This is a genomic window from Streptococcus sp. 27098_8_12 (assembly GCF_041432115.1).
In the GTDB taxonomy this organism is placed as follows: Bacteria; Bacillota; Bacilli; order Lactobacillales; family Streptococcaceae; genus Streptococcus; species Streptococcus parasanguinis_V.
Genome location: NZ_JAPVZA010000006.1, coordinates 1 through 14,367, shown reverse-complemented (window position 1 = coordinate 14,367; position 14,367 = coordinate 1). Strand labels below are relative to the sequence as shown.

Below are 14,367 nucleotides of genomic sequence, written 5' to 3'. Positions count from 1 at the left end.
AGACCTTAGTCTCAAGAATTAGTCATGGAACTTCGTAGAAGTTCGCTGACGTCCGTACTCACCTAAGGAAATTTTATCAGTAGTCTTTTAAATTCAATCTGATACTTACCCTAAGGTATTTCTATTCTTTCTTACAATTTACCTGCTACGGCATCCAACAATTCTTGGATTTTCGCTTGGTTGCTTCCTCCTGCCATGGCCATGTCTGGTTTACCACCACCACGTCCATCGACGATTGGAGCCAATTCTTTGATCACATTACCTGCATGCACTTCTTTTGTCTTGCTGGCTACAAGGACGTTCACCTTGTCACCGATGGCTGCAACAAGAACAAGCACATCAGAGTAGTCTTTTTGTTTCCAGTTATCGGCAAATGTACGAAGGGCACCTGCATCTGATACAGAAACTTGGCTGGCAATGTAACGGTGTCCGTTTGCTTCTTGAACATTCTTGAAGACATCACCTGCTGCCGCTGCTGCTGCTTTTTCCTTCAATTCTGCATTTTCTTTTTGCAATTGACGGAGTTGTTCTTGAAGGCCTTCCACCTTGTGAGGGACTTTCTTAAGTTGAGGTGCTTTCAAGGTTGCTGCGACTGCTTTCAGAGCATCTTCTTGTTCACGGTAAGCTTCGAAGGCTTCCTTACCAGTCACTGCCAAGATACGACGAGTTCCTGATCCGATCCCTTCTTCTTTGACAATCTTGAAGAGACCAATTTCAGAAGTGTTGCCTACGTGAGTACCACCACAAAGCTCAACAGAGTAATCACCGATAGTGACAACACGGACTTCTTTACCGTATTTTTCACCAAAGAGGGCCATGGCTCCCATTTCTTTAGCAGTATCAATATCTGTTTCAATCGTTTCGACTGCGATCGCTTCCCAAATCTTTTCATTGACTTGTTGTTCAATAGCGCGCAATTCTTCAGGAGTTACGGCTTGGAAGTGAGTGAAGTCAAAGCGAAGGAATTCTACCTCGTTGAGAGATCCTGCTTGGGTTGCGTGGTTACCAAGGATATTGTGAAGAGCCGCATGGAGCAAGTGAGTGGCTGTGTGGTTCTTCATGACACGATGACGACGATTGGTATCAATAGCCAAGGTGTATTCTTGGTTCAAGGCAAGAGGGGCAAGAACTTCAACAGTATGAAGTGGTTGTCCATTTGGTGCTTTTTGAACATCTTTTACTGTAGCAACGACATTTCCTGCAGCATCCAAGATTTGACCATGGTCCGCAACTTGTCCACCCATTTCAGCGTAGAATGGAGTTTCTGCAAAGATCAGTGATGCAGTCCCTTCAGATACAGCTTCTACTTCTGCATTGTCCGCTACGATAGCCACCAACTTAGAAGGCAATTGGCTGGCATTGTAGTTGAAGCTACTTTCAACTGTAATGTTTTGAAGGGTTTCATTTTGCATCCCCATGGATCCACCTTTGACAGCAGATGCACGCGCCCGTTCTTGTTGTTCCTTCATAGCTACTTCAAAACCGTCACGATCGACTGTCATTCCAGCTTCTTCAGCGATTTCTTCTGTCAATTCTACTGGGAATCCGTATGTATCATAAAGTTTAAAGACATCTTGACCAGCAATCACTGTTTGACCTTTGGATTTCAAGTCTTCAACGATGGTTTGGGCAAAGTGTTGACCAGAATTCAAAGTACGAGCAAATGACTCTTCTTCACTCTTGATGATTTTTTCGATAAAGTCTTGTTTTTCAAGTACTTCTGGGTAGTAGCTTTCCATGATCTTCCCAACAGTTGGAACCAATTTATACAAGAAGGTTCCTTCAATCCCCAATTTTTGACCATGCATGGAAGCACGACGGAGGAGACGACGAAGAACGTAGCCGCGTCCTTCATTACCAGGAAGAGCTCCATCTCCAATCGCAAATGAAAGCGAACGAATGTGGTCAGCAATCACCTTGAAGCTCATGTTATCGCCATCTGGATCATAGGTTTTACCAGACATCTTTTCTACTTCACGGATGATTGGCATGAAGAGGTCTGTTTCAAAGTTGGTCTTCGCTCCTTGAATGACAGCTACCAAACGTTCCAAACCTGCGCCCGTATCAATGTTCTTGTGTGGCAATTCCTTGTATTCGCTACGAGGAACAGCAGGGTCAGCGTTAAATTGTGACAAGACAATGTTCCAAATTTCGATGTAACGGTCGTTTTCGATATCTTCTGCAAGCAGACGAAGACCGATATTTTCAGGGTCAAAGGCTTCTCCACGGTCAAAGAAGATTTCTGTATCTGGTCCAGAAGGTCCCGCACCGATTTCCCAGAAGTTGTCTTCGATTGGAATCAAGTGACTTGGATCCACACCAACAGCAATCCAACGGTTGTATGAATCCTTGTCGTCAGGGTAATAGGTCATGTAAAGTTTGTCTTTGGGGAAGTCAAACCATTCCGGACTTGTCAAAAGCTCATAAGCCCACGTAATGGCTTCATCACGGAAGTAATCTCCGATAGAGAAGTTCCCCAACATTTCAAACATGGTATGGTGACGAGCAGTCTTCCCTACGTTTTCGATATCGTTGGTACGGATAGCTTTTTGAGCATTGGTAATCCGTGGATTTTCAGGTTTGATGGTTCCATCGAAGTATTTCTTAAGAGTGGCAACCCCTGAGTTGATCCATAAAAGCGTTGGGTCGTTTACAGGAACCAAGCTAACAGATGGTTCTACAGAGTGGCCTTTGCTTGCCCAGAAATCAAGCCACATTTGACGGACTTGTGCACTAGATAATTGTTTCATATTTGTCTCCTAATTTTTTAAGCTTAATTTGCGCCAGCTTCTAACATTTCGACATAATCGATAGCGACACAAAGTGAGATGACTAAATCAGCGTATTCATCCTCATACACCGATACTTGGTAGGTAGAGGTTAGATGAAAGAGTTCCTTGCTAATCTCAGCGACGATTTGATCCCGATCATCGAATAATTTGAATTCTAGGTCCCAGATATTTCCTTGTACCCGCAGTCCCAAATCTTCGATATCGTATTTATCCCTGAAGAGCGTCAGCTTTTTATGGATAAAAAAGCGGTCCCCATCCTTCAACTCAACCACAAACTTAGGAAGAAGGCTGATTGGTTTTTTAGTAATGTGGCTCACTTCTTGTCCATTCTTATCATAGATGGTAAAAGTCTTGGGAATCTTAAGAAAGGATCCTTCAACCTGGTATTCAACATTACCCAACTCATCTTTGATATCGAACCGCTCGCCACCCAATCGAAATTTTTGTTTCACTTGATAGGTCCGCATCTTTTGATCTCCTTTAAAAAGCTCCAGACAACTGCCCATAAACAAAAGACAAGCCACTAAACGAAGGGCGAAAAACCGCGGTACCACCTTCATTCAATGAACTTGTCATTCTTATTTTCATATGCAATTGTCTCAGCTGAGTAGCAAAATCATTTCTCTTCCATGGCTCGCACCCCCGCCACTTCTCTGATTCCGAGTAACAATGATTCATTCTCAACTATTTCATTATACAAGTTCCAAAAGGAACCGTCAACTATTTTTTAGATGATGAGCTACTATCACTTGTTTCAACACCGATATTTTGCAAATATTGGTTAAATGTTGATTTGAAAGCATCATCTTTGACCTTGATATTGGCATTGGTCATCGCTTTTGCAATAACGCTACGGATGAAATTGGTATCTTGCTTACGACCGTCAACAATGATCTCTTTCAAACGTTTTTCGTATTTCTTCCAGTCAGAACCTTTTTCTGTCTTCTTATTCAATTTGACAATATAGTAGCTCGCAGAATAGTTTTGACCGGCTGAAACTGTGATCACATCTGAAATCCCATTTTCATCCAACTTAAAGGCAGCTTCTTTGACTTGAGATGGGATATCTGCTGTTCCTGAATCGAACTTGACTTCACCACCTTTGTCTTTTGTAGCAGTATCTGTTGAATTGTCTTTGGCGATTTGGGCAAAGTCTGCACCTTCTGCTTTAGCTGCTTCCAACACTTCTTTTGCTTTATCTTCTGAATCCAACTTGATAATTTGTGCTGTTACTTCTGGTGTGTAAGATTCAAAAGCCGCCTTGTAGTCAGACTCTTTGATATCTTTCTTAGCAGCTTGGTTGACTGCATATTCCAACAACATATTGCTACGGATTTGTTTCTTCGCTGTTTCTTCCGTCAAGCCTTGTTGCGCCAAGTAAGCATCGAATTGCTTGCCTAATTGTTTCTTTTGTTTAGCCAATTCTTTATCGACTTCTTTATCAGAAACTTTTGATCCATATTCTTTTTCAAAGACTTTATTGATGGTCATTTGGAAAAGAACTTGTTGAGCACCTTGGTTGTTTTTGATTTCATTATAGAAATCAGAAACTGTAATCGTGTCCCCTTTCATGGTCACGATATCTTTGTTTGTGCCATTGGCACACGCTGCTAGTGTTACGACTGATAGCAAGGTCACAGCACCTGCTACAAGTTTTTTCTTCATGAAAATTATTCTCCGTTCCTTTTTAAACTTCTTCTATTTTACCACAAATTAGAGAGAATACCTTAAATTTACCTAAAAAGAGCTAGGATCTGGCAAGGTTACCGTCTCTGCATTTTTCCGAATCATCAAAATACCATCTCCAAGTGGCACCAAACTAGCGGTCAAATCTGGATGATTGAGAGTCGCATGAAAGAGGTTCTGAAGCCCCCGGTAAATGGTTCGTTGCCCACGACGCACTTCCATGATGTCCTTAGCAACATCTCCTCCTTGGAAAATATCATCCAATACCACGACTCCCCCAACCTCTAAGAGTTCGAGAATTCGTGGCAAAAAGACGATGTACTTAGACTTAGCAGAGTCCATAAAGACAAAGTCATAGGTCTCTGTTAAATCCTGCAAGACATCTACTGCATCTCCTTCAAGCAAGGTGATTTGTTTTCTCTGATCGTATTTAGCCAGATTTTCCTTGGCAAAGCCAATCATCTCTTCATTCCGATCAATAGTGGTAATTTGTGCATCGGGAGCATTTTCGGCCATTAAGAGCGCTGAAAATCCAATTGCTGTCCCAATTTCCAGAATTTTCTTTGGTTGTAGGGCTTGCAGGAGTAGTCTAAAGTAAGCTACCGTTTCATGCGGAATAATCGGAATATTTTCCTTGCGGGCGAATGCTTCTAACTCCTCCAAGGCACCTGCTACCGGTTTTTGACGCGTGCGCATAAAGTCAACGATCTCGTCTTTAACCACTGGCCGGCGCATATTGTGGTTGGCATTTTTACTATAAGACTCTACCATCTTATGCGAGTCCTAATTTTTCTACTAGGGCTTCAAATTCATTCAACCGACGTTCAAAGACCGCAAAGGCTGCGTCCAAGTAGTCTTCTTTTTCCATATCCACACCTGCTTTGCGGATGACATTGAGTGGATAATCAGAATTTCCAGCTTTCAAGTAGTCGATATATTTATCACGATCTTCTTGTGTTCCATGAACAATCTTTTCAGCTAAGGCTGAAGCTGCTGCAAAACCTGTTGAATATTGGAAGACATAGTAGTTATAGTAGAAGTGAGGAATCCGAGCCCATTCATATTGGATCTCAGGGTTGTCTTCTTTTGAAAGACCATAGTATTTTTCATTGAGCTCTGCATAGAGGTTGTTTAAGAACTCACTAGTCAAAACGGTACCTTCTTGGTCTGCTTTATGGATGGCATGCTCAAATTCAGCAAACTGCGTTTGACGGAAGACGGTTCCACGGAAGCCATCCAAGAAGTGATTCAAAATAGCAAAGCGAGTTGCATCGTCTTCTACTTCTCCTAACAGACGTTCGGTCAGGATATTCTCATTGGTTGTAGAGGCGATTTCAGCAAGGAAGATGGAATAGTCCCCATAGACATAAGGCTGGGTTTCACGGGTATAGCTAGAATGCATACTGTGACCAGTTTCATGCACCAGGGTGAAGAGATTATCCAATGTATCTTGCCAGTTCAACAACATGAAGGCATTGGTATCATAAGAACCACCTGAATAAGCACCTGAGCGTTTTCCTTGGTTGACATGCACATCAATCCACCGTTCGCTGAAGGCTCGTTTTACACGAGAAAGGTAGTCCTCACCCAAAACAGCCAAGACTTCTTCTGCTTTGGCCAATGATTCTTCATAGGTAAACTTGTAGTCTGTATCGGATAATGGCGTATACATATCGTACATCTTCAAGTCTGAAATTCCAAGAATTTTTGAACGCAATTGTACATAGCGTTGCAAGAGTGGCAAATGTTTGTTCACAGCTGCTACCAAGCTATCATAAACACTTTCTGGTACAAAGTTTTCAGAAAGGGCCGCTTCACGGGCAGATGAGAATTTGCGAACTTTGGCATTGAAGTTGTGAACTTTCACATTGGTTTGCAAGGTTTTAGCATAGGTATGTTGGTACTGTTCATAAACCTTGTAGAGGCCTTCGTAAGCTTCTTTACGAACGGCACGATCTTTTGATTCTACCAAAGAAATATAGTTTCCATGGGTTAATTGAACTTCTTCGCCCTTGTCATCATGTACAGTTGGGAAAACAATATCTGCATTGTCCAAGATTTCAAAAGTTTCACCACCTGCCGCAAAGATCTCACCAGCTCCTGCAAGTAATTCCTCTTCTTTTTGAGACAAGACATGTTCTTTTTTCTCTAGCAAACGATCAAAATAATGACCATATTGTTCCAAGGCTGGAACTTCACTCACAAAGGCCTTGTATTGCTCATCCGTAATGGCCATGAATTCAGGCTCATAGAAGGCAAAGGTTTCACCTAACAAGCTATAAAGAGACATCCCTTTTGATTGGTACTCTTGGTATTTAGCCACTCGTGTGTCTTGGTCATTTTTCATATGAGCATAGACGTAGACCTTTTCTAAACGACGGCTCAATTCCAAATATGCATTGGTTGTATCCAACAGTGTTTGCGCTGAATCCAACAAATGACCAGCATAGTGGCTTGCTGCTTTAATATCTGCAGCTAAGCTTGCTGCTTCTTCTTCCCAAGCTTGATCTGTCGCAAAAATTGTCGACAAATCCCATTGGTATTTTTCATCAATTTCATTACGTTGTTTTACCATTTCGATTAATCCTCCAATGGTACTATTTTAGCATAAAAATGAACATTTCGGGAGGATTTCTATCTTAGAAAGTTAGCTTTTCTGTTGAGCATAAAAACGTGGGGGATAAAGGATCTGAACGGGTTGGATCCCTTGCGACTGATAATAGGTCATAAATTGCTGGTAGTAACCTTCTACATCCTCTTTAATTTGGAGCAAGTTCTGTGAAAGGATCGGACGACAAAGAGGATAAAAGAAATCCAGCCCCAGTTCCATCAGATGGTGTCCCTGCATATAGAGTTCTTCCTGAAGCTTCAGCCACTTTGGATGACGATAAAAGAGTTGCTGCTGTATATACGTTAAAAATGTACGATCGAGCTCGACTGCCATTTGCTGCATGGGTTGCGAAAGATAAGGGGTCCGTAAGACTTCCAGTAAAGACCTTTGGCCAAAAGGGAAAATTTCTGTTTGATAATGCAATCGCCCTCGTAAATCCTCATGGATGAGGTATTGTAGACGTAGCTCTTTCTTTGTCAGATCCAATTCCCAAAGATGGAACCCTCGATTCTGACTAAAATAAAGAAAGCCAGCCTGCAGCTTTGTTAGTCTTTCCTTGAGCCACAACTTTTTACCAAGTAACCAATAGACATGGTAACCGTTGGATCGATAAGCATCGCTCCTCTCCTTCAAGCGTTCTAAAGATAAGGAGCTGCACTGCACTTCCAAAGCTAAGTTCTTGTCTACTACCAAAAGATCGGCAATTTGTTGAAAGTCTGCTAAATAACTTTCTACCTCTGTATGAGATTCCTTAGAGGCCCAATCATAAAGACAAGCTTTTAATTCCAGATGTTCAAAACTCTCAGCTTCGTGATGATAGGGACAATGCTGTAATTTTATATGAGCAAAATGAGCCCGTAGAACCGAGCCATTTTTTAGACGCACTGGACTATGACAAGCCAAGCAATAGAAGGGACCTTCTGTCACAGCTGGGATCTCTTCCATACAGTTCCACCGCTTTTGATTGTTATCCATGGCAATAAACATAGGCCCACCTCCTCATCTATATCATTCGAAAAAAAATAAGAAAAAGGCTGGAAATTCCAACCTTTTCTTCCTTTTATTCTTCAGAATCTGAATCTGAATCATCACTGTCGTCATCTGCAACAGGAGATTTACTCAATTCTTTCTGCATATCTTTCATTTCTTTACGAGTACTTTCCAACTCTTCTCGAGCATCTTTCAAGCTTTCGATCAAAGCTTCACGGTCTTCTTTAGGAACGACTGTGCTATCTGAACCGATGCTTTCCAAGCCTTCATTAAAGATATCTTTTTGGTTTTCCAATTCTTGCTTCAAGGCGCTAACAGTTGCATCGTATTGCTCTTTTGCAGAACCTGTCACAGACTTACCTGCTTCTTCGGTAAGTGAAACAGATTGATCCATTAATTTTGCAAACAACTTTTTGAAGTCCCCAACAGTTTTTGCTTTACTGATTTCAGCATCTGTTAAGAGTTTAGAAGATGAAGTCTCTTCTGAATCTGTTGAAGTATCCTTACTTTTTGAAGTGTTGTCAGATTTGCTCGTCACTTTAGTAGTTGATTGACTATTTGAAGTTTCCTTCTTTGTGTCTTGTTTGTTTGAACAAGCAGCTAGGGAAACAATCGTCAAAAGAGCAGCTGTCGATAAGATCATTTTTTTCATAAAATGGTCTCCTTTATATTTATTTTACCTCATTCTACCATCGAATACTTTGACTGTCAAATTAATCACTAGTTCTTAATAATAGCAAAAATGTTGGACAAAACACTGTGAAATCAGTGTTTCTGTCCAACTCCTCGATGATTCGTCATACAATTGTAACAATTTCGTTAGTCTACTTTGCCACCAAAAAGTCCGTGAGCTTTCCCTTGGGGCATTTTTAAGGCAAAGCTCAGCAAAAAGACGATCCCTACAACCCCTGCTAAAAAGAAACTCATGACTTGGTAACCACCTCTTTCAATACAGAGGGCTGCGAGAGGTTGTAAAAGAATGGTTCCTAAATAACGAGCTCCTTGGACAATGGCCATGGCAAGAACCAAGTCTTTACCATTCACCTGTTGGGCAATAAACCGTAAGGAGACCATAATCAAAACCATCCCTGTTGTATGCTTGGCTAAGAGAGTCATTATCACTTTTAAGAAGACAGGACTTGGAAGAGCATAGACGGCATATTGAGCAAAAATAATTCCGATTGGAAGAGCGATCAAAACCCGTAAAGGCCAGTGGTCCATGAATCGATCAGAGAAAAAGATCAAGGGGGCTTCCACTACGACGGAGATAGCTACAACCGTAGAGGCAATATGGACTGGTAGACCACTATCCATGAGTAGCTCAGGAATATAGGTATGACCAATATTTCCAACACCTGAAGCCAAGCCAATCAAAATGATAAAGAAGAGATAAGGTCCATTGTGAAGAAGAGGACGAATAGAGACAGGGTGTTTTTCCTTTTCTACGACTGTCTCTTTTTTCTTCATTCGAACCGCACTTAGGCAGAAGAGACTCAATACAATGGTGATCAAAACCGTATAATAGACAGCTTGGGGGCTAAACTGATGATAGACCCAGCCGGCTATTTGAACACCGACCGAGTAGCCAATGGTTCCCCAAACGCGAATCTTCCCAAAAGCGTATGGACTTTGCGTTGCAAATACTTCCATCATGGGAGCTGTCCCATTCAAACAGACTAGAACAATCCCATAAAAAACGGTCAGCCAAAAGAGATTGGGGGCCAAAAGAAAACCTAGGACACCACCAATGATCACACTCAGACTGAGAGTCGTCATTTTTACGATTCCAAATCGCTCATTGATATACCCAAAAAAGGGTTGGGCTACCATGGATAAGAAAAAGGCAACCGATACCAAGGTCGACACTTGAGTTGCACTATAGTGCTTTCCCATCAAATAGACGGAAATAAGGGTCGTAAAGAGAGATGTGGACATAAAATAAAAACTATAGAGCAGCATATACGCTGCATAAGAATTTCGGAATTTTTTCATATGAATCCTTTCTAAAAATATCGGAATGAGACAATGACAAAACCCAACTGACAATCAGTTAGGTTTTATTTTATTCTTTATTATAGCGCTTTTGAGCCTCTTTTTTGCGTCTCTCACGACTTTGTTTTTCAATCGAGAGAATGATGACAAGAATGAGAATCGGAATCAAAATCAGGAAGTGATCCAGCGAAAGCCATTTACTGTGCTTAGCCGTTGTCTTTTTCCCACTTGCTGTTTCTTTGACAAGCTCTGGCTTGGCTCCTTCTTCCACCTTCATATCATCTCGGATACCTTCAGACAACGTGTAGAGATCATTATCTACTGTCAGATAGCCATCTTTTACCGCAAGGGTCGGTTCTTTAGCCCCTTTTTTAACCGTTGCATAGAAGGGTTTTTCAAGTGTATAGGTCTTGCCGTCAATCTTCTGGACACCTGCATCTAACAATTTTTTATAGCCAAAATCTTTATAGGCTTTTTCGATCAAGGCATTGCCAAACGGATGGCGGTAATATTCCCCATCTTGGTCTGCCCAATCTCCAACCCCCATAATCACAGCAATTAAGCGCTGATTGCCCCGTTTGATGGTCGCGATATAGTTGAAAGCTCCACGAGGGCTTGAACCAGTTTTCAAACCATCCACACCTTTCAAGGCATACTTGGCTCCTGGCAATGAATAATTGTAGGTATCAAAGGTTTCCTCATATGGAGTCCCTTTTTTGACCGTGACTTGTGCTTGATTGGTATAGTTTAAAATATCTGGGTATTGATTAATAAAATGATAAACCAGAATTCCTAAATCACGCGCAGTTGTCTGGTTGGCCGCATCATTTGGATAATTGTTTACCTGATAGTAGCCTTGCAAGGTGGAGATGGCCGCCCCACTCGGGTTATTCCAGACCGTGTTGGTCATCCCTAATTTCTTAGCCTTGGCATTCATGCGCTCGATAAAGGCATCTGGATCATTGTTGGACATAAGATTGGCCAACATGAGGGTCGATACATTTGAGGATGGAACCACTGTCATGGTAATCAACTCAGGAATTGTGTAGTCTACCCCAGCAACAATATTATTGTTGGAGATCTCATAGATCTTTCCGATCGCTTGGTCTGAAGCGGTCGCCTTGATCACTGTATCCTTACTGATCTTGCCATTTGCCATATCTTCAAACAAGAGATAGAGCGTCATGAGCTTACTCATGCTGGCAGGATCTCTGACTTCATCGATATTGTCTTTCCAAAGAACATTGCCCGTATTTCCGTCAATAATAAGCGAAGAATGTGGACGGTTAATGGCTTGGACATTGTCATTTGGATACATCTTTTGCGCCATATCCACCAATTCATCCGCACTCGCTAGAATTGGCTGGCATAAGAGACTCAGAAGGAGGCAAATATGGATCAAATATTTTTTTATCATAAACTTTTCCTTTATAACAGACTAATCAGCTGGAGGCTAAAATAAGCTTCTAGCCCTCATGCCCTTTCCTCTTGTCTCCCAGTAGATGAAAAGAGCTAATCCCAGCAGATAATTACTTGTATTGTACCATATTTTGAAGCAGAAAAAAACCTATCTGGCCCGAATAAATCGGCGATAGGTCCTGTTTTTTATCGACTTAACAAGCTCAAGGCTTCCTTATCCGCAATAATGGTCACATTTGGATGTCCTTGAAGGGCACTAGCTGGCACTTTTTCTGTCCTTTCACCCTCTACTGTACCTTTGATTGCTTGGGCTTTTGATTCCCCATAGGCAAACAAGACAATCGATTTCGCTGCTAAGATATTAGCAATTCCCATCGAAATGGCTTGGGTTGGTACATCTTCGATCTTATCAAAGAAACGAGAATTAGCCTCAATGGTAGAGTCATCCAACTGAACTAAGTGGGTCTGACTATCAAAGGATGTCCCTGGCTCATTAAAACCGATATGCCCATTGCGTCCGATTCCCAAGATTTGTAGGTCCACTGGATGGTCTTCGAGTATTTTGTTATAACGGATCACTTCCTGATCGGCAGATTCTTCTACACCTGATGGGAGATAACTTTCTTTGAATGGTTTGGCATCAAAGAGGTTTTTCTCCATAAAATACCGATAAGATTGAGGATCATCTCCCGTCAACCCTACGTATTCATCTAAGTTCACACTGATTAGATTAGACAAATCCAAATCACTTTCACGAATTTGTTTATAAAACTCAAGGGGACTGCTTCCAGTCGCAAGACCTAAGGTTTGCGCACCTTCCTTTAAGGTTTCTTTTAATATATCAAAGGCAACTTTTCCACCCTCAATTTGGTCCTTTACTTCAATAATGTTCATTGGATAGACCTCCTATTTCTCTATGCTTTTATTATATGGTATAGACCAATTTTTGTCAAGTGAAACCGTTATCTTTTTCTGGCATTTTTTTCATTTTCAAGTCGATTCATGATATAATGAAAGGTATGATTGTATCACTATTATTCATCATTTTTTTGATCGGACTCCTTGTCTTTCTCTTATCTTTCTTGATTCATCAAAGAAAGATTCTCAAGGTCCTGATCTTTTTGATGGGAATCTGCCTGATGCTCTTAGCTGTCGGGACTACCATCTATCTACTCACAAATTTATTATAAAAGGAGCGCAAATGAATACCAACGACTTTGACTTTGATTTGCCTGAAGAACTGATTGCCCAAACCCCTCTTGAAAAGCGCGATGCCTCTAAACTCTTGATCCTTGATCGAAAAACAGGGCAATTCCAAGACCGTCATTTTGATGCAATTTTGGATGAATTAGAGCCAGGAGATGCTCTTGTCATGAACAATACGCGCGTTCTACCTGCCCGTCTTCATGGAGTCAAACCAGAAACAGGTGGTCACGTCGAATTCCTTCTCCTTAAAAATACTCAAGATGACTGTTGGGAAGTCTTGGCAAAACCCGCAAAACGCTTAAAGGTAGGGGCTACAGTCAGCTTTGGAGATGGTCGTTTGACCGCAACCGTTGAGGAAGAATTAGAGCACGGAGGCCGCATCGTTCGCTTCCACTACCAAGGGATCTTTTTAGAAGTTTTGGAAAGCCTTGGTGAAATGCCACTTCCTCCCTATATTCACGAAAAGCTTGCTGACCGCGAGCGCTACCAAACTGTTTACGCCAAAGAAAATGGTTCTGCTGCAGCTCCAACGGCAGGTCTTCATTTCACCCAAGAATTGCTCCAAAAGATTGAAGCAAAAGGGGTTCACCTGGTCTATTTGACCCTTCATGTAGGCCTAGGAACCTTCCGTCCAGTATCCGTGGACAATCTTGAAGACCATGAGATGCACTCTGAATTCTACCAACTTTCTGAAGAAGCTGCTGCGACCCTTCGTCAGGTAAAAGCTGCAGGAAAACGCATCGTGGCCGTCGGAACGACTTCTATTCGAACCCTTGAAACGATTGGCAATAAATTTGATGGAGACATCCAAGCCGATTCCGGCTGGACCAATATCTTTATCAAACCAGGTTATGAATGGAAAGTCGTCGATGCCTTTTCAACCAACTTCCACCTTCCAAAATCAACTCTAGTCATGTTGGTTTCTGCCTTTGCTGGCCGTGAATTAACCCTCGAAGCCTACCACCATGCGATTCAAGAACGCTACCGGTTCTTCAGTTTCGGGGATGCTATGTTCATCAAGTAAAGGAGTCTCTCATGAATAAAATTGAAAGCCGCCATCGCTTGATCCGCTCGATCATTTCTGAGCGTAGGATTCATACCCAACAAGAACTCCAGGAAGCCTTAGAAGCCAATGGTGTTCTCGTTACCCAGTCCACCCTTTCACGGGATGTCAAATCCTTGAATCTGGTAAAAATTAACGAGGGGGATAGTTCCTACTATGCCATGAACACCATCGCTCCTTCCCGTTGGGAAAAACGCCTGCGGATGTATATGGAAGATGCCTTAGTCATGTTGCGGCCGGTTCAAAACCAGGTCGTTGTAAAAACTCTTCCAGGTCTGGCCCAATCCTTTGGAGCAATCTTAGATGCACTGGAACTCCAAGAAATTGTAGCTACCATCTGTGGAGACGATGTCTGTTTAGTCATCTGCGAAGACAACCAAGGAGCTTTGGATTGCTTTGAAAAATTAAAAGAATTCACCCCACCCTTCTTCTTTAGTAAATAAAAAGAGAGTGGGACAGAAATCGGTAATTCGTTAGAATTCGATTTCGTCGTCCCACCTCCGCACAGTTGAGTAGGGCTGTAAAAGCTGATGAAATCAGCGTAGTAGAGCCCACTCAACCACTGCGTCTTGCTCGACAATCCAAAAATAATTGAGAGGCTAGGACTT

At 41.9% G+C, this 14,367-nt stretch carries 12 protein-coding genes; 2 read left to right on the top strand and 10 right to left on the bottom strand.

The features are described 5' to 3' along the window. Positions 1–131: 131 nt before the first annotated feature. The 10 genes from alaS to O3629_RS03345 all read right to left on the bottom strand — a co-directional run bounded on the left by alaS (position 132) and on the right by O3629_RS03345 (position 12,384). Positions 132–2,750 carry an alanine--tRNA ligase gene (alaS, locus tag O3629_RS03390; RefSeq protein WP_061604708.1) on the bottom strand — a complete coding sequence of 873 codons (2,619 nt, stop codon included), beginning with the start codon at positions 2,748–2,750 and terminating at the stop codon, positions 132–134. A 23-nt stretch (positions 2,751–2,773) separates the two neighbouring features. Next, positions 2,774–3,259 (bottom strand): LURP-one-related/scramblase family protein, encoded by a 486-nt coding sequence (locus O3629_RS03385; RefSeq protein ID WP_049489091.1) that lies wholly within the window; start codon positions 3,257–3,259, stop codon positions 2,774–2,776. Between the two features lie 253 nt (positions 3,260–3,512). Further along, entirely contained in the window at positions 3,513–4,457 is a 945-nt protein-coding gene (prsA, locus tag O3629_RS03380; protein ID WP_371608720.1) for a peptidylprolyl isomerase PrsA, read from the bottom strand. A 72-nt stretch (positions 4,458–4,529) separates the two neighbouring features. Beyond that, a complete protein-coding gene (locus tag O3629_RS03375; protein ID WP_003006390.1) occupies positions 4,530–5,249 on the bottom strand; it encodes an O-methyltransferase in 720 nt (239 codons plus the stop codon). Between the two features lies 1 nt (position 5,250). Continuing rightward, on the bottom strand, positions 5,251–7,053 hold the full coding sequence (pepF, locus tag O3629_RS03370; RefSeq protein WP_195189701.1) for an oligoendopeptidase F: 1,803 nt from the start codon (positions 7,051–7,053) through the stop codon (positions 5,251–5,253). 72 nt (positions 7,054–7,125) lie between these two features. Then, positions 7,126–8,076 (bottom strand): competence protein CoiA family protein, encoded by a 951-nt coding sequence (locus O3629_RS03365; RefSeq protein WP_070660164.1) that lies wholly within the window; start codon positions 8,074–8,076, stop codon positions 7,126–7,128. A 73-nt stretch (positions 8,077–8,149) separates the two neighbouring features. Beyond that, positions 8,150–8,731 (bottom strand): hypothetical protein, encoded by a 582-nt coding sequence (locus tag O3629_RS03360; RefSeq protein WP_371608719.1) that lies wholly within the window; start codon positions 8,729–8,731, stop codon positions 8,150–8,152. 167 nt (positions 8,732–8,898) lie between these two features. Then, a complete protein-coding gene (locus O3629_RS03355; RefSeq protein ID WP_371608718.1) occupies positions 8,899–10,071 on the bottom strand; it encodes an MFS transporter in 1,173 nt (390 codons plus the stop codon). Positions 10,072–10,141: 70 nt separating this feature from the next. After that, positions 10,142–11,488, bottom strand: a complete 1,347-nt coding sequence (locus tag O3629_RS03350) for a DUF1958 domain-containing protein (RefSeq protein WP_371608717.1) — start codon at positions 11,486–11,488, stop codon at positions 10,142–10,144. Between the two features lie 188 nt (positions 11,489–11,676). After that, positions 11,677–12,384 (bottom strand): glucosamine-6-phosphate deaminase, encoded by a 708-nt coding sequence (locus O3629_RS03345; RefSeq protein WP_049474301.1) that lies wholly within the window; start codon positions 12,382–12,384, stop codon positions 11,677–11,679. A 307-nt stretch (positions 12,385–12,691) separates the two neighbouring features. Between O3629_RS03345 and queA the strand changes: the two genes are divergently transcribed. Both queA and O3629_RS03335 read left to right on the top strand, forming a co-directional pair. Continuing rightward, the gene (queA, locus tag O3629_RS03340; protein ID WP_003006367.1) at positions 12,692–13,720 is read left to right on the top strand and encodes a tRNA preQ1(34) S-adenosylmethionine ribosyltransferase-isomerase QueA; all 1,029 of its coding nucleotides are present in this window, start codon (positions 12,692–12,694) and stop codon (positions 13,718–13,720) included. An 11-nt stretch (positions 13,721–13,731) separates the two neighbouring features. Further along, positions 13,732–14,202 (top strand): arginine repressor, encoded by a 471-nt coding sequence (locus O3629_RS03335; protein ID WP_003006364.1) that lies wholly within the window; start codon positions 13,732–13,734, stop codon positions 14,200–14,202. The last annotated feature ends 165 nt before the right edge of the window (positions 14,203–14,367 follow it).